Annotated in this window: 21 protein-coding genes and 3 tRNA genes; 12 read left to right on the top strand and 12 right to left on the bottom strand. The window is 55.1% G+C overall.

Annotation, left to right across the window (positions count from 1 at the left end):
• The 3 genes from AUQ41_RS20595 to AUQ41_RS19410 all read right to left on the bottom strand — a co-directional run.
• Positions 1-97 (bottom strand): GTP-binding protein (locus AUQ41_RS20595; RefSeq protein WP_039011239.1); only part of this gene is annotated, 97 nt, incomplete at its 3' end.
• An 81-nt stretch (positions 98-178) separates the two neighbouring features.
• Positions 179-252, bottom strand: a tRNA-Gly gene (locus tag AUQ41_RS19405).
• Positions 253-288: 36 nt separating this feature from the next.
• Positions 289-373, bottom strand: a tRNA-Tyr gene (locus tag AUQ41_RS19410).
• A 194-nt stretch (positions 374-567) separates the two neighbouring features.
• Here AUQ41_RS19410 and rlmB point away from each other — a divergent pair.
• Positions 568-1,440 carry a 23S rRNA (guanosine(2251)-2'-O)-methyltransferase RlmB gene (rlmB, locus tag AUQ41_RS19415; RefSeq protein ID WP_008892100.1) on the top strand — a complete coding sequence of 291 codons (873 nt, stop codon included), beginning with the start codon at positions 568-570 and terminating at the stop codon, positions 1,438-1,440.
• A 108-nt stretch (positions 1,441-1,548) separates the two neighbouring features.
• Positions 1,549-1,625 (top strand) — tRNA-Thr (locus AUQ41_RS19420).
• A 60-nt stretch (positions 1,626-1,685) separates the two neighbouring features.
• On the opposite strand, the gene AUQ41_RS19425 is transcribed toward AUQ41_RS19420, so the two are convergent.
• The 8 genes from AUQ41_RS19425 to AUQ41_RS19460 form a co-directional block, all read right to left on the bottom strand.
• Positions 1,686-2,093: a GFA family protein gene (locus AUQ41_RS19425; protein WP_063090169.1), complete on the bottom strand. Its 408-nt coding sequence runs from the start codon at positions 2,091-2,093 to the stop codon at positions 1,686-1,688.
• 16 nt (positions 2,094-2,109) lie between these two features.
• The gene (locus tag AUQ41_RS19430) at positions 2,110-2,994 is read right to left on the bottom strand and encodes an oxaloacetate decarboxylase (RefSeq protein WP_063090171.1); all 885 of its coding nucleotides are present in this window, start codon (positions 2,992-2,994) and stop codon (positions 2,110-2,112) included.
• Positions 2,995-3,000: 6 nt separating this feature from the next.
• Positions 3,001-4,272 (bottom strand): TRAP transporter large permease, encoded by a 1,272-nt coding sequence (locus tag AUQ41_RS19435; RefSeq protein WP_008892103.1) that lies wholly within the window; start codon positions 4,270-4,272, stop codon positions 3,001-3,003.
• A complete protein-coding gene (locus tag AUQ41_RS19440; protein ID WP_008892104.1) occupies positions 4,269-4,757 on the bottom strand; it encodes a TRAP transporter small permease in 489 nt (162 codons plus the stop codon). Before AUQ41_RS19440 ends, AUQ41_RS19435 begins: the two co-directional genes overlap by 4 nt.
• A gap of 165 nt (positions 4,758-4,922) precedes the next feature.
• Positions 4,923-5,912 carry a TRAP transporter substrate-binding protein DctP gene (gene dctP, locus AUQ41_RS19445; protein ID WP_063090173.1) on the bottom strand — a complete coding sequence of 330 codons (990 nt, stop codon included), beginning with the start codon at positions 5,910-5,912 and terminating at the stop codon, positions 4,923-4,925.
• A 301-nt stretch (positions 5,913-6,213) separates the two neighbouring features.
• A complete protein-coding gene (locus AUQ41_RS19450) occupies positions 6,214-6,768 on the bottom strand; it encodes a GNAT family N-acetyltransferase (RefSeq protein WP_063090175.1) in 555 nt (184 codons plus the stop codon).
• Between the two features lie 14 nt (positions 6,769-6,782).
• Positions 6,783-7,337, bottom strand: a complete 555-nt coding sequence (locus AUQ41_RS19455) for a helix-turn-helix domain-containing protein (protein ID WP_063090177.1) — start codon at positions 7,335-7,337, stop codon at positions 6,783-6,785.
• 124 nt (positions 7,338-7,461) lie between these two features.
• A complete protein-coding gene (locus AUQ41_RS19460) occupies positions 7,462-7,866 on the bottom strand; it encodes a RidA family protein (RefSeq protein ID WP_063090179.1) in 405 nt (134 codons plus the stop codon).
• Positions 7,867-8,009: 143 nt separating this feature from the next.
• Between AUQ41_RS19460 and AUQ41_RS19465 the strand changes: the two genes are divergently transcribed.
• Entirely contained in the window at positions 8,010-8,612 is a 603-nt protein-coding gene (locus AUQ41_RS19465) for a TetR/AcrR family transcriptional regulator (RefSeq protein WP_063090181.1), read from the top strand.
• 80 nt (positions 8,613-8,692) lie between these two features.
• Here the strand turns inward: AUQ41_RS19465 and AUQ41_RS19470 are convergent, their stop codons facing one another.
• A complete protein-coding gene (locus AUQ41_RS19470) occupies positions 8,693-9,031 on the bottom strand; it encodes a rhodanese-like domain-containing protein (protein ID WP_008892110.1) in 339 nt (112 codons plus the stop codon).
• Between the two features lie 615 nt (positions 9,032-9,646).
• Between AUQ41_RS19470 and AUQ41_RS19475 the strand changes: the two genes are divergently transcribed.
• The 9 genes from AUQ41_RS19475 to AUQ41_RS19515 all read left to right on the top strand — a co-directional run bounded on the left by AUQ41_RS19475 (position 9,647) and on the right by AUQ41_RS19515 (position 21,135).
• On the top strand, positions 9,647-11,590 hold the full coding sequence (locus AUQ41_RS19475) for a PrkA family serine protein kinase (RefSeq protein WP_008892111.1): 1,944 nt from the start codon (positions 9,647-9,649) through the stop codon (positions 11,588-11,590).
• Between the two features lie 175 nt (positions 11,591-11,765).
• Entirely contained in the window at positions 11,766-13,103 is a 1,338-nt protein-coding gene (locus AUQ41_RS19480) for a YeaH/YhbH family protein (RefSeq protein ID WP_008892112.1), read from the top strand.
• On the top strand, positions 13,100-14,671 hold the full coding sequence (locus AUQ41_RS19485) for a SpoVR family protein (RefSeq protein ID WP_063090183.1): 1,572 nt from the start codon (positions 13,100-13,102) through the stop codon (positions 14,669-14,671). The genes AUQ41_RS19480 and AUQ41_RS19485 overlap by 4 nt, the downstream gene beginning before the upstream one ends.
• A 403-nt stretch (positions 14,672-15,074) precedes the next feature.
• Positions 15,075-16,607: a multicopper oxidase family protein gene (locus tag AUQ41_RS19490; protein ID WP_063090184.1), complete on the top strand. Its 1,533-nt coding sequence runs from the start codon at positions 15,075-15,077 to the stop codon at positions 16,605-16,607.
• Between the two features lie 44 nt (positions 16,608-16,651).
• Positions 16,652-16,948, top strand: coding sequence for a c-type cytochrome (locus tag AUQ41_RS19495; protein ID WP_232308477.1), 297 nt, complete (start codon positions 16,652-16,654; stop codon positions 16,946-16,948).
• Positions 16,948-17,643: a phytochelatin synthase family protein gene (locus tag AUQ41_RS19500; protein WP_008892116.1), complete on the top strand. Its 696-nt coding sequence runs from the start codon at positions 16,948-16,950 to the stop codon at positions 17,641-17,643. The genes AUQ41_RS19495 and AUQ41_RS19500 overlap by 1 nt, the downstream gene beginning before the upstream one ends.
• The gene (locus AUQ41_RS19505; RefSeq protein WP_063090188.1) at positions 17,640-18,098 is read left to right on the top strand and encodes a hypothetical protein; all 459 of its coding nucleotides are present in this window, start codon (positions 17,640-17,642) and stop codon (positions 18,096-18,098) included. Before AUQ41_RS19500 ends, AUQ41_RS19505 begins: the two co-directional genes overlap by 4 nt.
• Positions 18,098-19,702 (top strand): GMC oxidoreductase, encoded by a 1,605-nt coding sequence (locus tag AUQ41_RS19510; protein WP_063090190.1) that lies wholly within the window; start codon positions 18,098-18,100, stop codon positions 19,700-19,702. Before AUQ41_RS19505 ends, AUQ41_RS19510 begins: the two co-directional genes overlap by 1 nt.
• Positions 19,699-21,135: a hypothetical protein gene (locus AUQ41_RS19515; RefSeq protein WP_063090191.1), complete on the top strand. Its 1,437-nt coding sequence runs from the start codon at positions 19,699-19,701 to the stop codon at positions 21,133-21,135. Before AUQ41_RS19510 ends, AUQ41_RS19515 begins: the two co-directional genes overlap by 4 nt.
• Positions 21,136-21,266: the final 131 nt, after the last annotated feature.

A 21,266-nucleotide genomic window follows, 5' to 3' on the forward strand; every position in this document is an offset into this window, starting at 1 on the left:
TGATTGCTGCGGTCAGCGTGGTTTTACCGTGGTCAACGTGGCCGATAGTGCCAACGTTAACGTGCGGTTTTGTACGCTCAAACTTTTCCTTGGCCATTGCCCTCAGATCCTATTATCCGAACCAAAAAAACACGTAGTAACCCACCGCACGAGCCGACGGGTTGCATCATAAGAATATTGGAGCGGGTGAAGGGAATCGAACCCTCGTCGTAAGCTTGGAAGGCTTCTGCTCTACCATTGAGCTACACCCGCATATTTATGCTGCGAGCTCTCGCGAGGGCGAGAGAGTGGTGGAGGGGGCAGGATTCGAACCTGCGTAGACTAAGTCGGCGGATTTACAGTCCGCTGCATTTGACCGCTCTGCCACCCCTCCATCAGGGTCGTAACGCCATCCGGGTTTGACCCCGGCCTCGTTGCGGCGAGGGAGGGAATACGGCGAAGGCACCTACCCTGTCAACAGCAAAAAAAGCACGAAATCGTATTTCCTTTCCTATATGTTCGCCAAGTTTCGCCGATCAAACGAAGCAAACTGCATTCAGTCCCCTACGGCCCGGAGGTTTCCGCCATATGTCGCGTCGCAATAAATCCCGTTCAGGAAATCGTCATCAAGGTGACGGGGCACCCGATGCCCTCCCGCAAGGCGATGAAAACCGTGAAGGCAATTCGCGCCGCGGACGAAAACGCGGCCGTGACGGTGGCGGATCGGGCGGCAATTCGCGCCTGATTCTATTTGGGCGTCACCCGGTAATGATGGCAATTGCCAATCCACAACGCACGATTCACAAAATCTGGGCCACCGAAAACACCCGTGATGAAGTCATGGCAGCCCTTGCCGACGCCGAGCGCGATGACATCGCGGTAGATTCGGCCGGACGCACCGACCTTGATGAAATGCTGCCGCCGGGCACGGTGCATCAGGGCATGGCCATGCATTGCGCCCCCCTGCCCCAGCTTTCCGTCGAAGAACTGATTGCCGATCACCGCGATTCTGAACAATGCACGGTTCTGATCCTTGATCAGGTGACCGACCCGCATAACGTTGGCGCGATCCTGCGCAGTGCGGCGGCCTTTGGCGCATCAGCGGTTATCGTGCCCGACCGTCATGCGCCGCCTGAAACCGGTGTGCTTGCCAAATCGGCCAGCGGTGCGCTTGAAACCGTTCCCTATATCCATGCCGGCAACCTGAACCAGACGCTCGATAAGCTTAAGGGCGCGCATTTCTGGCTGGCGGGCATGGATGGCTATGCCGAACAAACCCTGGCCGAAGCCAAACTGCATGGCCGTGTCGGGATTGTGATGGGATCAGAGGGTGAAGGGCTGCGCCGTCTGACGCGTGAAAGCTGCGACTTCCTGGTCAAGCTTCCGATGTCGGATCGCATCGAAAGCCTTAATGTTTCAAACGCAGCCGCCGTCGCGCTTTACGAGCTGTATCGCAAGTAGGCAACAGCGCGCCGACACGGGCGTTTGAGGGGTTTTCACGGGATGTAAATTTCCGTGCTTCAAACTCTTGCAATCATCAGCGGCCCGGATTATGTTCGCGCCGCTCACGCCGGCATAGCTATAATTGGTAGAGCAGCTGATTTGTAATCAGAAGGTTGGGAGTTCGAGTCTCTCTGCCGGCACCATTAAAGAAAACCCCGCAAGCCATCGGCTGCGGGGTTTTCTTTTGGCATCACACCGAAATGCTATTTGGGCAGCCCTTCGAGCTGATCAACTTCATCAAGTCCGTGGTCCCAGCTCGCCTTGCTGCCCATCATGATGTGGGCGTTCGGGCGTATCGAGACAGGCGTTTCAAGGCTGCCTGCCGGCACCACCAACAGCTTGCCGTCCATCTGCGTGTAGGGAACGGCCGAGCCGCATGTTTTGCAAAACGCCTTTTGATGGCGCGTTCCGGGCACAGTGTAGGACTGGATGTGATCCTGGCTGTCTATCCAAGACAGCCTGGCCTTGGCTGAGAACAGATTGGCTGCATGGGCCGAGCCGGTGTCCTTTTGGCAATATTTGCAGTGGCACAGAAAGAACGCATCAAAGTCACCTTTGACTTCGTAGCGCACAGCCCCACACAAACAGCCGCCGTGATGTTTATCAGCCATCACTATCCCCCCTGCCCTAGCCGTCGCGTCTTGACGACGCATAGCGTTCCGAAACGTCGTAATACTCATCAAAGCCGATGCGTTGACGCAGGTCCGCCCAGCTCATCAGTTTGTCATCCCGCGGCTGGCCGACCTTCATGGTTTGCAGGCATTCGACCATCGCCTTCATGGCGGCTGCCATCAGCGAAAGTGGATAGGCCGCGATCTGATAGCCGATCTGTTTGAGTTCTTCGGGCGACAGATCCGGGGTTTCGCCGCCTTCGACGATATTGGCCATTTTGGGACCGGGCAGTTCGGCACAAAGGGTGCGCATTTCATCGACGGATTTCGGGGCCTCGACAAACAGGATGTCGGCACCGAGTTCCTTGAACTTCGCGGCACGGTCAATCGCCTCGGTCAGGCCATGCTGATGACGGGCATCTGTGCGCGCCAGGATCAGGATGTCTGCCCCGGCTTCGCGGGCGTCGACGGCGGCCTTGATGCGGTCAAACGCCTCGTCACGGCCGACGACTTCCTTGCCCTTGGTATGGCCGCAGCGTTTGGGCGCCAGTTGATCTTCGATCATAACCGCCGCACAGCCTGCCTTCGCAAAGCCGGTGACGGTCCGCCTGACATTCATCGCATTGCCATAACCGGTATCGCCATCACCGATCACGGGGATCGAAACCGCATCGGTGATGTTGCGCGCCTGATCAAGGACCTCGCCATAGGACATCAGGCCCAGATCAGGTTCGCCAATCCGTGCGGCAGAGGTCGCAAAGCCCGACATAAAGGTCAGACCGAATCCTTCCTGTTCGATCAGTTTGGCGGAAAGCGCGTCAAAGCAGCAGGGCATGGTGATTAGATCACCGGTGGCAAGCAGTGCGCGCAGGGTATCGGCAGGTGATTTTACGTTACTCATCGGTCTTTACAGCTTGAAGGGAATATAAAGGGCGAGATCGTGCCACACATACAAAAGGGCGGCACAAGCAAACATCAGCAGCAGGAACGGTGCAACACCGCGGGCAACCTCGCCCAGTCTGGCCTTTGCCACCGACTGGATCACATAAAGGTTAAGCCCGACGGGCGGCGTAATCAGGGCACATTCGACCATGATCACCATATAAACACCAAACCAGATCGGATCGAATCCAAGCGCAAGGGCGGCCGGCAACAGCACTGGTGTCATGATCAGCACCATCGAAAGCGCTTCGAACACCAAGCCCATGACCAGCAGAACCGCCGTGACAATCAGGATGAAACCAAGTTCGGTATCAACCCCTTGGGTGATCATTACCGAGATGTCCTGCGGGATGCGGTAAAGCGTGATCGCCTTGCCAAAGACCTTGGCCCCGGCAATGATCAGAATGATCGCAACCGTGGTTGCCATGGAATCGAACACCGCCTTTTTCAGCGCATCCCATGTCAGAACCCGCATGATCGGGCCGGTGATGATGAGGGCGGCGGCAAAGCCGATGGCCGCGGCCTCGGTCGGGGTGAAGGCCCCGGAATAGATGCCCGATATGATCAGTACGGCCAGAACAACCGATGGCAGGGCGCGGATGGTGGCACGTTTGCGTTCGGCCCAGTCTTTTTTCGGTTCAAGTTCCTGCCCGCCCATGCGGGCATAAATCATCGAGAAGATGATAAAGAACACCAAAAGCGCGATGCCCGGTCCGATCCCGGCCAAAAACAGCGAGATCACCGATTCTTCGGTGACAAAGCCATAAATGATCATCGGGATCGATGGCGGGATCAGAATGCCAAGAGTGCCGCCCGCGGCCAGCAATCCATAAACAAACCGCTTGTTATAGCCACGATTGATCATTTCCGGGATGGCCACCGTGCCGATGGTCGCCGCCGTCGCAACCGAGGACCCGGAAATCGCGGCAAACACACCACAAGACAGAATGGTCGCCACCGCAAGCCCGCCCGGCCAATGGCCGACCCAGGCACTGACAGCGGCAAACAGGTCATTGCCGACACCGGCACGCAGCAGGATGTTTGACATCAAAAGAAACAGCGGCACGGCCAGCAGGATAAAACCATCAAGCGTGGACAGAACCGCCTGTGGCGCCATCAAGGGCGAAAACCCGCCAAGGATCAGCATGGCAAGGCCAAGCCCACCGAGTGCGAAGGCAACCGGCACACGCATCAGAAGCAACGCGAACATCGCAGCAAGGGTCAGGACGATGGTCATTCGTGCGCCCCTTTCGGAATATCCTTGCCGCGTGCAAGCCCGATAATCTCGATCACTGCCTGAATAGCCAGCAGCGCAAACCCGATGGCGACCGGCAGTTCAGCAACCCACGCCGGAAGATCAAGCATGGTGCCGCTGGTGCGGCCACGCTCGAAGCTTTCATAAAAGATTTCCCAGCCCTTGATTGTCACCATCACCGAAAAGGCCAGAATGCAGGCCATGGCGATAATTTCGACAAGGCGCTGGACCTTGGGGGCGAGAAGACGGGTGATGGCATCCACCGAAATATGGCGGCGTGCAGCCAGTGCCCAGGGCATCCCCAAAAGCGATCCCCAGATCAGACACAGTTGGGAAAGCTCGGCCGCCCAGATGGTCGGACGCACGAAGAAATACCGTGCCAGCACTTCGTAGGTCAGCATGCAGCCAGCAAGCACAAACAAGATGGCCGCGACCCACGCAAGAATAAGCGTCAATCGATCAAACATGATTTAAACAGTGCATGTTGGAAAACAGGGCGTCATCACCACACAGTATCGGCATTGGCCCGAATATGCGCGGTGATGACAACAAATCAAATTACGCCCCGGTCGGCGTCCATGCACAATCATGCACCGCATGGCACATGGCACCCGACCGGTGACGCCAAATGCTTAGAACTTCTGGGCGGCCTCGAAGACCTGTTTGCCAAGATCACCGGTATTGGCGAGGAATGCCTCGTAAACCGGTTTGGCAGCTTCGCGCCATGCAGCCATTTCTTCGGCCGTCGGGGTGTAAATGGTCATGCCGTTGGCTTTGGCTTCGGCAAAGGCCTCTGCCTCGATCGTCGACATGCGATCACGCACATCGTTCTCGGCATTGATGGCCGCGGTTGAAATGATGTCACGCTGCGCATCGGTCAGGCCGTTCCAGAAGTCGGTATTCACAACGACGATGAATTCGATATCGGCATCGTTGGTGGTGGTGACGGTGTCCATGACTTCCCAAAGCTGACGGGATTTCACGCCCGACATGCCGGTCATGCCAACATCAACCGTGCCACGCTGATAGGCGATATACTGCTCGGAGCCTGAAATCAGGGTCGGTGCACCACCGGCAGCGGAGATGAAATCACCTTGCGTTTTCGAGAACACGCGGACTTTCTGGCCTTTCAGACCATCCGGGCCTTTGATCGGGCCACCGTTCGACAGCATGATCGACCCGCCGTAAGCCTGCCACCACAGAACCGTCGAACCGGTTTCAGCAATGGCTTCATCCAGCGGCGCACGTACCGGAGAATCCGGGGAAACGGCCTTACGGACCTTTTCTTCGGTATCGAGCAGGAACGGCTGATAGAAGATATCAACAGCCGGGACATCACCGACATAACGGGTCAATGACGCGACACCCATTTCAATCGCACCCGATCCCACCGCCGCAGGAACTTCCTTGTCCTTGTAGAGCTGGGCTGAATCATAGATCTGGACTTCAATATCGCCGTTTGATTTTTCCTCGACCTCGTTCTTGAACATCAAAAGGTTCTGACCGAGGTGGCTTTTCATCGGCAATTGCAGGGAAATACGCAGTGTCAGGTCTGCGGCCTGAACCGTGCCGGAAAATCCGACGGCTGCCATCAGTGCGGCAGCAAGGGCAAATTTTTTCATGATGGACGTCCTCCGAGAACTTTTATTCTGTTTCTTTATTCAGGACGGCAAGGATGCGCCCATTTTTCGGCGGTGTTCAACATGTTTTGACTACGGCGAAACCCTGACCAGCCTGTCCGTAATGCGCCGCACACAACGCCAGAACTCAGCAAGCTGAAGACATACAGACGAGAAGCACAGCTTTGATAACGGCACTGCGGTATTGAAATAATTTGCGATCGAAATGTCCATGCGTCCCGTCTGGCATGCCAGAATGATCGTTCTGGATACAAAACCGGGAATCGCAAGCCGTTTCAAAACACTATCTGATAATGCGCTTATACATCACAGTGGTGCCGCTGAGTTTTTCAGAGTCCGGATCACGGGCAAAATCCGGAATAACGCCGGTGGTCTCGAACCCGAGCAAGGTATAAAGAATCTCGGCACTGTCGCCAGTTCGGGTATCAAGGGTCAGCAAGGTTCGCCCAAGATCACGCGCCCGGTTTTCGGCCGCCTGCATCAACAGTCGGGCAATGCCGCGCCTGCGACAATCGGGGCGCACCATCAGCTTGCTGATATCGCCGCGATGGGCCTGATTGGGCATGGTGTCGTAATCAAGCTGAACCGTGCCGACCACGCGATCCTGATCAAGGGCCGCAAACAGGACCCGTTTTCCACCCTTAAGTGCCGCGATGGTTTTATCGCGCCAAAAAGCTTCGGCCTCGTGCATCGGGAAGGGTTCGATAAAGCCAATGCTGGCCCCGTCATGGACACAGGAGTGAAGCATGTCGGCGAACTGATCCAGACACGCTGTGACACCATCAGCATCAAGGGTGACGATGTCGAGATCGGGGGCGGTGTGCGTCGTCGATGGCATAACGGTTCTTTCGCTTAGTCGATGATAAACAGGTGATATTTCGCGCCCTGATCTCGGGGCGTTTGAAATACGTTGCCACCGCGCAACTGATAGCGCAGGCAATCGCCCGCATTGAGGCGATGGATTTGGCCATCGACGTCCATCAAAAGCGCGCCAGACAGCATCACCAAATGATGTTCAAGCCCGTCCCGCGGCGATCCGTCATATTGAATGCGCTGGTTCGGGCCGATTTCGACTTCAATCACCTCGCCCGATAGTTGTTTGGATGTCGGGGAGACCAGCCGTCTTTGATAGCCAGTATCGGGATCAGTCCAGACTTCCTGATCGGCACGCGCGACAAGTGGCACAAAGTCGTCTTCAACCATCTGCATCAGGCGTGACAGGGTGACACCAAAAGCAACACACAGCTTTCCCAGCACAGTGGCGGTCGGGCTGACCTCGCCCTTTTCGATCCGCGACAAGCTGGCGCGACTGACCGCACTTTTTTGTGCAAGCTCATCAAGCGACCACCCGCGTTCGGCGCGCAAAGCGGCCAACCGTTGGGCCAGTCTTGTTTCAATCTCATCCATGGCAACACCCTTTAATCTCACATTTGGGATATTTTTCCATTTATGAGAAATCGTCAAGATGAAAAAACCGACCCCGCTTTCTTTGCAGGGCCGGTTCGTCATGAGTTCGAAGCATTACACCGGATCAGGCAATGCTTGCCGGGATGCGGGCGACAACCTTGATTTCGAAATCAAAACCGGAAAGCCAGGTAACCCCGACTGCTGTCCAGTTCGGGTAAGGCGCCTGATCAAAGATCGCGTCCTTCACTTCCATGATGTCTTCAAACTGGTTTTCCGGATCGGTGTGGAAGGTCGTCACGTCAATGATGTCATCAAAGCTGCATCCGGCGGCCGCAAGGATCGCCTTGAGGTTATCGAATGCGCGTTCGACCTGCGTTTTGAATTCAGGTTCCGGGGATCCGTCTTCGCGACTGCCCACCTGGCCAGACACAAATAACAGATCTCCGGATTTGATGGCCGGGGAATAACCGTGCGCGTCATAAAGCGCATGGCGGTTTGGCGGAAAGACGGCTTGGTTTGCGAGGGCCATGAAGACCTCCTTGTTCGGGTAAAATTCGGTATCTGTGGTATTTCGAATTGAGTTCAGATACGCTGCGTATGTGAAGCAGATATATTCACATACGCAGCGTATGTCAATTCGCATACGTCACGTATGTTAAATTGGAGTGCCCGATGGCTGCCAAAACGCGCGCTGAAAAAATGGAAGAAACCCGCATCAAATTGATCAAAGCGGGACGCAAGGCCTTTGCCGAAAAGGGATATGCAGAAGCGTCAATGGATGAACTGACCGCAAGTGCGGGGCTGACGCGCGGGGCGCTGTATCATAATTTTGGTGACAAGCGCGGGCTGCTGGCCGCTGTGGTCGATGAAATAGACTCCGCCATGGCGCAACAGGCCAAGGATGCGGGGGATGCCGCAGGCGGCGGCTGGAACGGCTTGATGGCCGAGGGCAGGACATATATCGAACTGGCCCTTGATCCCGAAATACAGCGGATCGTTCTGCGCGATGGTCCGGCCTTTCTGGGCGATCCATCACAGTGGCCGAGCCAAAACCGCTGCTTGCAGGCGACAATCACAACTTTAAGGGCGCTGGCCGATCAGGGGGCAATCAAACCGGTCGATATCGAAGCCCTGGCAAGGTTGCTAAACGGGGTCGCGTTGAATGCCGCCCTTTGGGTCGCGGCAAGCGATGATCCGAAAGATACCCTTGGCAAGGCAATTGCCGCATTTGAATGCCTTGCGGCTGGCGTATTGGTAACGCCCGATGCCAAATGATGGTGGCGTGAATTCGACCACCGCGCGCAGTCGAACGCCCGATCACATTCCGGCCCCTACCCCGTCAAAGAAGGTCGGGATTATTTGCCATTTTCAAGGTCAAAGCCCGCACGGGTCCAGCTTTGAATGCCGCCTTTAAGGTTACTAACGGAGCAATCGACGTGGGGCAGAACAGCATTGGCTGCCCCAAAGGAACGCTGACCGACGGCACAGACAAAGACCAGGTCGGTATCGCTTTCATCGGTCAGGTCGACCAACGCCGGGATATCGAAGTTCGAGGTCGGGATATTGATCGCGGTTTCAATATGGCCGGTTGCGAATTCCTCGGCTTCGCGGACATCAATAATGGTGACGGCTTCTTCGCCGATCAGTCGATCAAGTTCATGTGGTTCGATAAACTGTACGGTTTCGTCGCTCATTGTGAAGTCCTTTGGTGGCTTTTGCGGCCCGATCCTGCCCACCTGTGATAGCTGTCGGCTTGCGGATTTTGCAAATGCAAAATATTTTTGTGCAAGGCTGTGGGAATGAAAGCGGCATCAAAGCTGGACGAGCGGTCACTTACATGTGAACATGAACACACGATTTTACGATGTTCGACAGAAGTATCGTCTTGCGAAATCAGTTCGTTATTCCCACGTCTGAATAACAGGGCAAATTGCCTCGGCAGGCTCAAAGGTCACTTTGAAATTCATTCGACAGAAGCCTGCCCCGACACATTGATGGTCGGTTTGTTGGTCGCCGCAACGGGACCCAAAAAGAGTCTGATCAAGACTGCACTACGGCGCTGACGCCGCAACTGCACAATCGAATTTTCACACGTTTGGCATGATCCGCCAGAGATTAACCGCGAACGCCATTTGTTAATTCATGACCGTCTGGCGGAGTCCCTTCACAGGAGACCTGCCGACGCCACCAGATCAGGATCGGGTTCGTCCCATCCGTGCAAAAGCAAAACGCAAAAATTGCGCAAAAACAGGATTGAGACAGGAAACGTAAGTTTGACAGTGCGATAACGTTTGAAAGGAGACCGCGCCATGGCTGAGAAGGATATCTTCGAGCTGTATGCGGAAGGCTATGACGGAAAGCAGGAAACTGAACTGACCATCCGCGATTACCTTAATTTGTGTCGCGAAGACCCAAGTGCCTATGCCTCTGCCGCTGAACGCATGATCAAAGCGATTGGCGAGCCGGAACTGATCGACACCTCGACAGACTCCCGACTTGGCCGCATTTTCCTGAACCGAACCATCAAACGTTATCCCGCCTTTGAAGATTTCTTTGGCATGGAAGAAACCATCGAACGCATTGTCGGTTTCTTCAAATATGCCGCCCAGGGTTTGGAAGAACGCAAACAGGTTCTTTATCTTCTCGGCCCGGTTGGCGGGGGTAAAAGTTCCCTTGCCGAACGGCTGAAAGAGCTGATGGAACGTGAACCGATTTACGTTCTGAAGGCCGGCGATGAAATCAGCCCGGTGTTTGAAAGCCCGCTTGGCCTGTTTAACCCGGCAAAGATGGGCGATGCGATCGAAGACAAATACGGCATTCCCAAACGCCGCCTGACGGGGCTTATGTCGCCATGGGCGGTCAAGCGCCTTGACGAGTTTGGCGGGGATCTTACCAAGTTTTCGGTCGTTAAACTGATCCCGTCGCGCCTGCGCCAGATCGCGATTGCCAAGACCGAACCAGGTGATGAGAACAACCAGGATATCTCGTCGCTTGTTGGTAAGGTCGATATCCGCAAGCTAGAATATTTCAGCCAGAACGACCCGGATGCGTATAGCTATTCGGGTGGCCTGAACCGCGCCAACCAGGGCATTCTTGAATTTGTCGAGATGTTCAAGGCACCGATCAAGATGCTGCACCCGTTGCTGACCGCCACACAGGAAAGCAACTATATCGGCACGGAAAACCTTGGTGCCATTCCGTTCCAGGGTTTGATCCTTGCCCACTCGAACGAGGCAGAGTGGCAGACATTCAAGGCCAACAAAAACAACGAGGCCTTCATTGACCGAATTTCCGTGATCAAGGTGCCCTATTGCCTGCGCGTCACCGAAGAAACCATGATTTACGACAAGCTGTTGCAGGGATCAGAGCTTGAACACGGGTCCTGCGCGCCGGGCACCCTTAAAATGCTGGCACAGTTTTCCGTACTCTCGCGTCTGCAGGAACATGAGAACTCCAACCTGTATTCCAAGATGCGGGTCTATGACGGCGAGACATTGAAGGATGTCGATCCCAAGGCGAAATCCATGCAGGAATACCGCGATACTGCCGGTGTTGACGAAGGCATGGACGGTATTTCAACCCGCTTTGCGTTCAAGGTGCTGTCAGAAACCTTTAACCACGACACCCACGAGGTCGCGGCGGATCCGGTGCATCTGATGTATGTCCTTGAACAGGCCATCCGGCGCGAACAATATCCGGAAGAACGCGAAAAGGCCTATATGGACTTCATCAAGTCCGAACTGGCCCCGCGCTATGCCGAGTTTATCGGGGCGGAAATCCAAAAGGCGTATCTGGAAAGCTATTCCGATTACGGTCAGAACCTGTTTGATCGTTACGTTGCCTATGCCGATGCCTGGATCGAGGATCAGGACTTCAAGGATCCCGATACCGGTCAGCTTCTGGACCGCAAGATCATTGATCAGGAACTGTCGAAAATCGAAAAACCGGCGGGTATCGCCAATCCCAAGGATTTCCGTAACGAGGTCGTTAAGTTCGCCCTGCGTGCACGTGCCAATAACAAGGGAAAGAACCCGTCCTGGACGTCCTATGAGAAACTGCGCGATGTGATCGAGAAACGCATGTTCAGTCAGGTCGAGGACCTGCTGCCGGTGATTTCGTTCGGCTCGAAGAAAGACAGCGAGACCGAGAAGAAACACAACGAGTTCGTCAAACGCATGATCGATCGCAAATATACCGAACGCCAGACGCGTCGTCTGGTCGAATGGTACATGCGCGTCAATAAGGCCGGTTAAGCTCCCCCCTGTCTTTCCCGGCCCAACCGGGCGGCTTCGTCCCTTGTCCGCCCGGTTACCTCTTCGCCGCAGGATGTGGCCACGGCCCGTTTTATCCGGGTCACATCCTGCGGAACTTCAAGGCGCAAGCGACCTGCACAACGCGCTTTTGAACCGTGCAAGGATGTGACTGCCCATGCTTTATATCGTTGACCGCCGCAAGAACCCGACCGGCAAAAGCCTTGGCAACCGGCAACGTTTCATGCGTCGCGCAAAGGCCCAGATCAAAAAGGCGGTTGAAAGCACCATCCGGTCGCGTGGCATTACCGACATCTCCAGCGGCGACCAGATCACCATTCCCGGCAAAACGTTAAAGGAGCCGGGCTTTCACCACATGGGACGTGGTGGCAACCGCAATTATGTCCTGCCCGGCAACAAGAAATTCGTTCAGGGTGATCGCATTGCCCGCCCGCAAGGCGGCGATAGTGGTTCTGGCGGATCACAAGCCAGCCCCGATGGCGAGGGCGAAGACGAATTCCAGTTCACCCTGACCCGCGACGAGTTCCTTGATATCTTCTTTGAAGATCTTGAACTGCCCGACCTTTTGAAAAAGAGCCTGAAGCAGACCACCGCGTTTCGAAATGCGCGCGCGGGCTTTTCGGTCGAAGGCACCCCATCCAACCTTAGCCTTGTGCGCACCATGCGCAATTCGCTGGCCCGGCGCATCGGACTGCGTCGCCCGAAAACGGCCGAGGTCCGCGAACTTGAAGAAAAGATATCCGCCCTTCAGGCCAAGGCGGAAAAACGCCCGAATGGCAAGCTGACCAAAACTGACGAGGATACGCTTCATACCCTGCTGGCTGATCTTGAAGAAGCCAAACGGCGGATGAAGGCGATCCCGTTCATTGATCCGATTGATACCCGGTTTAACCAGTTTCAACAGATCCCCGACCCCAACACACAGGCAGTGATGTTCTGCTTGATGGATGTGTCGGGATCGATGTCCGAACAGATGAAGGAACTGGCCAAGCGGTTCTTCATGTTGCTTCACCTGTTCCTGCACCGCAAATACGAACATGTCGAGGTGGTGTTTATCCGCCATACATCGCGCGCAGCCGAGGTGGACGAGGAAACCTTTTTCTATTCGCGCGAAACCGGCGGCACGATTGTTTCCACCGCACTCGAGGAAATGAAAAAGGTGCTGGTGGATCGTTATCCCACTGATCAGTGGAACATCTATGCCGCGCAGGCGTCTGATGGCGATAACTATTCCAATGACGGGGCAAAATGCACCGCCCTTCTGGCGCAGGACCTTTTGCCCAAGTGCCAGTATTACGCCTATATCGAAATCACTGACGAGCGCGAGGCCGAGATTTTTGCCGCTGCCGAGGGGGAAACCGCCCTTTGGAAATCCTACGCCCCGCTTGCCAGAGACAATCCGCGCTTTGCGCTTAAACGGGTAACCAAGGCAGCCGACATCTTCCCGGTATTTAGGGAACTGTTTGCCAAAAACCGTGCGGAGGCAGGCCGATGAGCTCCAAGACCAAATCCGCCGACAAATTGCTTTTCACCAGTGCCGACTGGGATTTCGAGACATTGAAAGCCACCTATGACGCGATTGAGGATATCGCGCTTAATGAGCTTAAGCTTGATGTCTATCCCAATCAGGTCGAGGTGATCACGTCCGAGCAGATGCTCGATGCCTATTCATCGATCGGCATGCCGTTGATGTATCACCACTGGTCGTTTGGCAAACGCTTCGTGCGCGATGATGTGATGTATCGCAAGGGATATCAGGGGCTGGCCTATGAGATCGTGATCAATTCCAACCCGTGCATTTCCTATGTGATGGAAGAAAACACCATCGTGATGCAGGCGCTGGTGATCGCCCATGCGGCGTTTGGCCATAACCATTTCTTCAAGAACAACTATCTGTTCAAGCAATGGACGGATGCCGACGGCATTCTGGATTATCTGCAATTTGCCAAAAGCTATATCGCCAAGTGCGAGGACCGATACGGCTTTGACGCGGTTGAACGGATTCTGGATGCGGCGCACGCCCTGATGGATCAGGGGGTGAACCGCTATTCCCGGCCGGAAAAACCCAACTTGGCGGCCGAGCTTAAGCGTGAACGTGAACGCGCCAAGTATGAAGACGAGACCTACAACGATCTGTGGCGCACCCTGCCCCAGCCTGATCAGGGCGATCAGGACATGGACGAGCTTAAACGCAAGATGCGGGTCGAGGAACGCCGTGCACAGTTCGGCTTGCCGGAAGAAAACCTGCTTTATTTCCTCGAAAAGAACGCCCCAACCTTGCAAGCCTGGGAGCGTGAGATTTTGCGCATCGTGCGTAATATCGGGCAGTATTTCTATCCGCAGAAACAGACCAAGATGATGAATGAAGGCTGCGCGTGCTATGTGCATTACGCCATCATGAACAGTCTGTATGACAAGGGCCTGATTTCCGAAGGCGCTATGATGGAGTTCATCGACTACCATTCGCGCGTCGTGTTTCAGGCCGAATATGATGACCAACGCTATTCCGGCTTTAACCCCTATGCGCTTGGCTTTGCCATGATGCAGGACATCCACCGCATATGCGTGGATCCGACCGAGGAAGACCACAAATGGTTCCCCGATATTGCCGAGAACAATGAACCGGTCGAGACCCTTAAGGAAGCGTGGGCGCATTACCGGGATGAAAGCTTTATCCTGCAATTCTTGTCGCCCAAGGTCATGCGCGACATGCGGATGTTCATGATCGATGATCTCAGTTCATCACCGCATCTCGAAGTTGCCGCCATCCATGACGACAATGGATATCGCAAGGTGCGCCGGTCCTTGGCCCGCATGCATGATATCTCAGTGCGCGAGCCCGACATGCAGGTGGTTGATGTCGATATCCGTGGCAACCGCCAGCTTTACATTCAGCATACCGAACATGAAGGCATCCGTCTTGAAAAGTCGGAAGCGGAAATGACGCTGGGCTATATCGGGCAGTTGTGGGGCTATGGCGTTACCTTGCAGGCCGTCGACTATGAAAGCGGCGAAATCCTGCATGAGGTGAATTACACACCGGATGATCTGGTCGGTAACTAACCACGACCTTCGGGCAAAAAACAGACCTTTGAAATCCGCGCCCAAATGGGTGCGGATTTTTTGTTTCGGGTTTGGAAAAAGCCGAACCGATCAGGCGATGGATAATGATTTCATTACGTTGCCTGTTATTCCCACTGCCCGGACTTCCGTCTTCATTGAACCGTCATGCACTATCGAGCAACTCCGAATTGATAGATCGGTCAATTGCGGTACAATAGCGTCACGGGAGTTTGAAAGAATAATCGTTCCAAATCAGGCGTCTGTGACGGTTGGCACATCGCTTTGGCGGCCAAGCTTTTATCTTTCCGAAGTAATCAGCCCCACCCTAATGGGGTACAAGAATAATACTGAGCAACTGCCGCGCCGGGGGACCGCATTCCGGCACGTTGAGGGAGACCACATTATGATCACGCGTCGCGGCCTCTTGAAAGGGTCGGCTGCAGCGACCGTTGCTGCAGGCATTGCGCCAATGCCATGGCTTGTTTCGCCATCGAATGCGATGGAAACAATCGCAAGCCAATCCCCCATCGGCATCACAGACGATTTGCCCAACCCGATGGAAATCCATTCGGTTGATGGGCGCCTGAAAGCCGATTTCTTTATGGATGCCAGCGACTATTCGCTGCCAAGCGGGCCTGCCAAGCTTCGCATTTTCAACGCATCCATTCCCGGCCCGACCATTCGCATGAAACCCGGCGATACACTGGAACTGGCGTTTGAAAACCGCATGCCGCCCAACAAGGATGCCGGCGAGGACGTGGTCACCAATGTGCCCAACCGGTTTAACACCACCAACGTTCATTATCACGGCTTCCATGTCAGCCCGCGCGGCAACAGTGATAATGTCTATTTGCAGATCGAACCGGGGCAGAGCTTTAACTATGTCGTGAAGTTGCCGGTTGATCACCCGGCGGGGAATTACTGGTATCACCCGCATCGCCACGGATCGGTTTCGGCACAGGTCGCATCGGGTGCGGCGGGCATGGCGATCATTGGCGGCACGCTTGACGAAGTCCCAGAAATCGCTACTGCCCTTGAACGCGTTCTTGTGCTTCAGGCACCGATCCCGGGCATTGACGGGTTGCTGGAAAGTGAAAAGCCGATCTGGCCACTGGATGCCGAGCGCGACTTCCTTGTGAATGGTCAATACCGCCCGAAAATCTATATCCGCGAAGGCGAAGTTCAGCATTGGCGATTGCTGAACGCGGGCGATGCGCAGTTCATCCCGCTGCGCGCAGATGGCATGGAAATGCATCTGATTGGTCTGGATGGCAATCCGTTGCCCAAGGCCGAAGAAACTGAAGAATTCCTGCTGGCACCGGGCAACCGCGCGAACCTTTTGATCAAGGGTGTTAAAACCGGCACCTATGCGCTGCGCCGCCCGGCCTTCATGCAGGGCAAGGCCAGCCTGCCCGAAGAACATCTTGCCGATATCATCGTGATTGCGGCCGATGATCCGCGCGTTGGCAAGGATGTCAAATTCGGCAAATCAATTCCGACGGGTGATCTGCCCAAGAACGAAATTCTGACCGACATCACCGATGACGAAGTCACCAACAGGCGCAAGTTCGTTCTGGGTGTGAAGGATGTGTCGGGCTTCTTTGACGACACCGAATTTACCATCAACGGTCAGGGGTTTGATCCAAGGCGTGATGACGTTGTCGCCAAACTCGGCGCGGTCGAGGAATGGACGCTGATCAACACCACACCCTTCCCCCATCCATTGCATATCCACGTGAACCCGTTTCAGGTCGTCTCGATCAATGGCGAGCCGGATGAACGCAAACCCTGGATGGACACCATTGCCGTTCCGGCAGCGGGAACCGTGACATTCCGCACCCGCTTTGTCGATTTTACCGGCCGCTACGTTATGCATTGCCACATCCTGCCGCATGAAGACACCGGCATGATGATCAACGTTAATATCGAGGTATGATGATGCGATCCTTTGCACACACCGCCAGCTTCACTGCGGCCATCATGATCGCATGGTCCGCCTTTTCCGTGACAGACGCCAAGGCCGATGATGCCAAACCCGATGCGATGCCAACCGCGGCTTCGCAATGCCTTTCGTGTCACGGCACCAATGGCAACCCGGCCCTTAAGGATGTTCCGATCTTGTTGGGTCAACAGCCGCTTTATCTTGAAAACGCCATTCGCGCCTATCAGGAAGGTCGCCGCACCGGTGGTCAGGCGCTTGTCATGCATGAAATCGTCAAAGACCTGAGCGATGCGGACATCAAAGCCATCGCCATCTGGTTCGGAGGAACACAATAATGAAACGTCTTATGCTTCCTGCACTTGCCGGTCTGATGATGGCCGCCCCTATGATGCACGCATCGGCGGATGAGTTGATTTATCTGACCGATGACAAGGGCACCGAGATTTTCATGGATGCCGAATTTACCGGCCCCTATTTCGAACTGGCGAGCTATCTTGAAAGCGAACACATCCTGACGTTCTGTGGCCCGGCCAGTATTGCCGCGACCATGAACAGTCTGGGTGTCGAACGCCCGCAGCCCTATCGCCTGTATCCGTGGGGCCTGTTTACCCAGGAAACGGTGTTCACCCCGGAAAACCAGAAGGTAAAATCCTATGCCATGGTGGAGCATGACGGCCTGATTCTGAGCCAGATTGCCACCTTCTTTGAAAATCTGGGTGTGAAGGCAAAATACCATCACGCCAACAACTTTGATGAAGCATGGCTGCGCGACACCATCAAGGCCGCGCTTGCCGACCCGAACATGCGACTGGTGGCAAACTATTCGCGCAAACCGATCGGTCAGGTCGGTGACGGGCATGTTTCGCCGATTGCCGCCTATGACGAGGATACCGACCGCGTACTCGTTCTTGATGTTGCCAAATACAAATACCCGCCGGTCTGGATGACCATCGAAGACCTGCGCACCGCCATGGCAACGATTGATAGCGGATCGAACAAGGCGCGCGGCCTTGTCGTGGTAAGCAAATGAAGATTTCACGACGCGCCCTTTTAGGGTCAATCTCGTTATTGCCGCTGGCCCCCGCTGCCACCCGTGCGCAGGCACTGGGCAGCAATGCGGTGTTCTTTGACATTGTGCGTCAGATTGGCGGCATTCCCGATATTTCGGATCATCTTCTTGATGCCGCCAATGACGAGTTCCTTACGACTTACGGTGCGGCGGCCCAGCGTGAATTCGTTTATGCGCTGCGTACCGGGGCGATTGCCGAACGCATCAAACAAGCCAGCCCGGACATTCAGGAACAGGCGGCCTTCGTTGCCCGTCTGCTTTATACCGGCGAAGTGATGCGTGATGGCACCTATAAGGCAATCTATTACCCCTGGTGCCTTGGTTGGAAATCCCTGACCTTTGCCACCGCACCGGGAACCTGTGGCGGTCCGGCCTTTGGTCATTGGGCCCACCATCCGGTCACGGGGGATATGTGATGGAAGCAACCGTTGTCATCATCGGATCGGGCATGGCCGGATCGCATCTGGCCTATAGCCTTGTGCAAAAGGGCATCGATGTCATCATGCTCGAAGCAGGGCCGAAACGCACGCGCGCCGAGAACCTGAAGACTTTCTATGAGAACCCGGTCAAGGGACCACAGTCGCCTTATCCGTCAGAGCCCTATGCCCCGCATCCCGAAGACGGGAAGTATAACGACTTCTACGTTCAGGGCGGACCCGATCAGTTTATCGGTGCGTATCTGCGTTTGTTTGGCGGCACGACCTGGCACTGGACCGGCTTTGCCGACCGGTTGCGCCCGCATGACTTCACCATGAAGTCGACCTATGGCGTTTCACGCGATTGGCCGATCAATTACGACCTTCTGGTGCCCTATTACATCGAAGCTGAAAAACGCTGGGGTGTTGCGGGGGATCCAAACTATCCGTGGGGCGCGCCGCGCGATGGCGCCCCTTATCAGATGCCGCCGATCCCGATGAGCTATATGGATCAGAAGGTTACCGAGGCACTGGATAAACTGGGACTGCATTCAGCGCCGTTTTCCCATGCCCGCAATTCTGAGATTTACGACAAGCGCCCGGTTTGTTGCGGCAACAACACCTGTGTGCCGATCTGCCCGATTGGCGCGAAATATGACGCATCGGTTCACGCCCAAAAGGCCGAGGACCTCGGTGTCCGGGTTGAGACCGAAGCACTGGTCACCTTTGTCGAGGTTGGTGATGATCAAAAGATCAGCCGTGTGAGGGTCCGCAAACCCGACGGGTCGGAATTCTGGGTAACGGGGCAGTACTTTGCCGTTTGTTGCCATGCGATTGAAAACCCGCGTCTTCTTTTGAACTCGGCACAGGACAATGCCCCCAAGGGTGTTGCCAACAGTTCCGATGCGGTCGGACGTAATCTTTTGACGCAAGCCAACCAGGACAGCTGGGGCATGCTTGATGAGCAAATCTTCCCGTATCGCGGTCCACAGCAGACCGGTGGTCTGGTGGAACTGCGTGATGGTGACTTCCGATCCGATTATGCCGCGGTTGGGACCAGCTTCATGAATGATGGCTGGTCGGGCAATTCCGATGCCACCAATCTGGCAAAGGATCTGATTAAAAAGGGCATGGTTGGTCAGGAACTGGCCAATGCAATCAATGATCAGATTTCCCGACATCTGCGGTTAAACAGCTCGGCCGAGGTTTTGGCGAACTGGAACAACCGGGTCGAGCTTGCCGATGAAAAGGACAGCTCGGGCATTCCGCGCCCGAAGGTGACCTTTACCCTTGATGACTACACCAAAAAGGGATTGGCAAATGCGCTTGAGGTCAATCGCAAGATCTTTGCCACCCTTGGTGTGGCCGACATGCAGACCGATAAACCGTATCTGTCGAATGCGATTATTGGTGGAACCACGATCATGGGCTCGGACCCGAAAACATCGGTCGTGAATGCGGATCTTGTCGCGCATGATCACAGCAATCTTTATATTCTGGGATCAAGTTCGCATGTAACAACACCGGTCAATGCCCCGTCCTTGACCATTGCCGCACTGGCGATCCGTGCGGCTGATCATATGGCCGATGCATTGACCAAATGAATACACCACTCAAACAACTGATCCTGATCGAAACAGGGCTTCTTGCCCTGTTCGTTCTTCTGGGCAACGGAATGCGGTCTGTCGCAACCATGACCGTTTCCGTCTCCCAGGGTGAGTTTGCAAGCTTCCTGAACATTTCGGTCGAACGCACCGATATCCTGATTGAAGTCCTGATTGGTGGTGCTGTGATGGCACTCGCCATCGCGCCCTTTGTGATCAACGGTCACACGGCGCGCAAGGTCTGCCTTGCCACCGCCATCCTTGCCAGTGCCAGCTATGCCGCCGTTGGCCTGACCATGCACTGGGACCCGGCCCTTTCCGTGCGCGAGATCATTGTTCTGGCCAGCTTCTGCATGGGTGGCTTTGCGATTTCGTTCTTTGCCCCGCTGGCACAGCTTGCGATTAGTCAGGCCAAGACGGATCGCGAAAAGTCGATGCTGACAACAGTCTGGACCGCCGCCCAGCCGATGGCGTTTCTGATTGCGCCACAGCTGGTTAAATATGTCGCCTTTGATGTCGGCACCGGGAATTACTTCCTGATCCTGGCCGTCATGCCTTTGCTGTTTTTGTTGATCATGCCGATGGTGATGGGCACCGCCGATGGGGCTGCCGCGCCAACAACCACCGGCAATACCGGCACGAAACAGGCCCCCAACTGGAAACTGATCGGTCTGTTTCTTTCGGTTGTCATCATTTTTGAAGCATGGACAACCGCCAACAGCTTCCTTGGTGTTGAAAGCCTGACGGGGCTTGGCCTGATGTCGGCTTTCCTTGTTTTGTCGGCCGTTTTGTATTTCAGTGTGAAATCGGCAGTGCCGCACGACACCAAATTGCCGTCTGATGCGATTTTCCTTTTGGTGGTGTTATTCATCCTAGAAATTCCGACCACCGGTGTTTACGACACTGCATATCTTGTGCGGCATTTGTGTTCGTCAGAATTGATTGACGATCGCGCGACCCTTGGTGCGGCCAGTCAGGTGATCATGGTGTTTGCCGCCGGGGCCTTGATTGCACGTAATCCGGTCTGGCGCGAACGACTTTGGCTGCTTGCCATTCCGTGTCTGATCGTTGCATCGGTTGCGACGATATTTTACCCCTACCCCGCAACGGATGCCGCCCTGTTCTATTGGACCAAGATGCTTTCAAGCATCGGGATTGGGATTGCCACGACAATTGTGGTTAGTGCTGTGATCGCATCGGCCAATAGTAACAAGCTGATCACGCTGGCCCCGGCCTTCGTCATCATGTTTGGCACAGAGGTCGGGATCGAGATCCTTGAAATCACGTTCCAGATTTCAAAACTGGCAGGGCTTGGGGTAACACCGGCCTATCAGATGGTTTTTGTCGTGCAGGTAAGTGCTGTGTTGTTGGCCACCACGCTCATGGCGTGGCGCTGGCTTGCACCGAAAACACAAAAAATATCTGCCGCCTGACGCAAGGATTCCATCGTCATAGCAATGTGTGACGCCTGACAACGTACTTGCCGGGAATTCAGCCATTACAAGACTTTGCTAATTGAAGCCAAGCCCGAGTTTGTTCGCGATCCGCGCACCCGTGACCCTTT

This window comes from Thalassospira sp. MCCC 1A02898 (genome assembly GCF_001618185.1).
Taxonomy (GTDB): Bacteria; Pseudomonadota; Alphaproteobacteria; order Rhodospirillales; family Thalassospiraceae; genus Thalassospira; species Thalassospira tepidiphila.

Excerpts from the sequence above, each read along its gene's own strand:
- rlmB (WP_008892100.1), top strand. The coding sequence starts at position 568 with ATGTCGCGTCGCAATAAATCCCGTTCAGGAAATCGTCATCAAGGTGAC.
- AUQ41_RS19425 (WP_063090169.1), bottom strand. The coding sequence starts at position 2,093 with ATGGCTGATAAACATCACGGCGGCTGTTTGTGTGGGGCTGTGCGCTAC.
- AUQ41_RS19430 (WP_063090171.1), bottom strand. The coding sequence starts at position 2,994 with ATGAGTAACGTAAAATCACCTGCCGATACCCTGCGCGCACTGCTTGCC.
- AUQ41_RS19435 (WP_008892103.1), bottom strand. The coding sequence starts at position 4,272 with ATGACCATCGTCCTGACCCTTGCTGCGATGTTCGCGTTGCTTCTGATG.
- AUQ41_RS19440 (WP_008892104.1), bottom strand. The coding sequence starts at position 4,757 with ATGTTTGATCGATTGACGCTTATTCTTGCGTGGGTCGCGGCCATCTTG.
- dctP (WP_063090173.1), bottom strand. The coding sequence starts at position 5,912 with ATGAAAAAATTTGCCCTTGCTGCCGCACTGATGGCAGCCGTCGGATTT.
- AUQ41_RS19450 (WP_063090175.1), bottom strand. The coding sequence starts at position 6,768 with ATGCCATCGACGACGCACACCGCCCCCGATCTCGACATCGTCACCCTT.
- AUQ41_RS19455 (WP_063090177.1), bottom strand. The coding sequence starts at position 7,337 with ATGGATGAGATTGAAACAAGACTGGCCCAACGGTTGGCCGCTTTGCGC.
- AUQ41_RS19460 (WP_063090179.1), bottom strand. The coding sequence starts at position 7,866 with ATGGCCCTCGCAAACCAAGCCGTCTTTCCGCCAAACCGCCATGCGCTT.
- AUQ41_RS19465 (WP_063090181.1), top strand. The coding sequence starts at position 8,010 with ATGGCTGCCAAAACGCGCGCTGAAAAAATGGAAGAAACCCGCATCAAA.
- AUQ41_RS19470 (WP_008892110.1), bottom strand. The coding sequence starts at position 9,031 with ATGAGCGACGAAACCGTACAGTTTATCGAACCACATGAACTTGATCGA.
- AUQ41_RS19475 (WP_008892111.1), top strand. The coding sequence starts at position 9,647 with ATGGCTGAGAAGGATATCTTCGAGCTGTATGCGGAAGGCTATGACGGA.
- AUQ41_RS19480 (WP_008892112.1), top strand. The coding sequence starts at position 11,766 with ATGCTTTATATCGTTGACCGCCGCAAGAACCCGACCGGCAAAAGCCTT.
- AUQ41_RS19485 (WP_063090183.1), top strand. The coding sequence starts at position 13,100 with ATGAGCTCCAAGACCAAATCCGCCGACAAATTGCTTTTCACCAGTGCC.
- AUQ41_RS19490 (WP_063090184.1), top strand. The coding sequence starts at position 15,075 with ATGATCACGCGTCGCGGCCTCTTGAAAGGGTCGGCTGCAGCGACCGTT.
- AUQ41_RS19495 (WP_232308477.1), top strand. The coding sequence starts at position 16,652 with ATGATCGCATGGTCCGCCTTTTCCGTGACAGACGCCAAGGCCGATGAT.
- AUQ41_RS19500 (WP_008892116.1), top strand. The coding sequence starts at position 16,948 with ATGAAACGTCTTATGCTTCCTGCACTTGCCGGTCTGATGATGGCCGCC.
- AUQ41_RS19505 (WP_063090188.1), top strand. The coding sequence starts at position 17,640 with ATGAAGATTTCACGACGCGCCCTTTTAGGGTCAATCTCGTTATTGCCG.
- AUQ41_RS19510 (WP_063090190.1), top strand. The coding sequence starts at position 18,098 with ATGGAAGCAACCGTTGTCATCATCGGATCGGGCATGGCCGGATCGCAT.
- AUQ41_RS19515 (WP_063090191.1), top strand. The coding sequence starts at position 19,699 with ATGAATACACCACTCAAACAACTGATCCTGATCGAAACAGGGCTTCTT.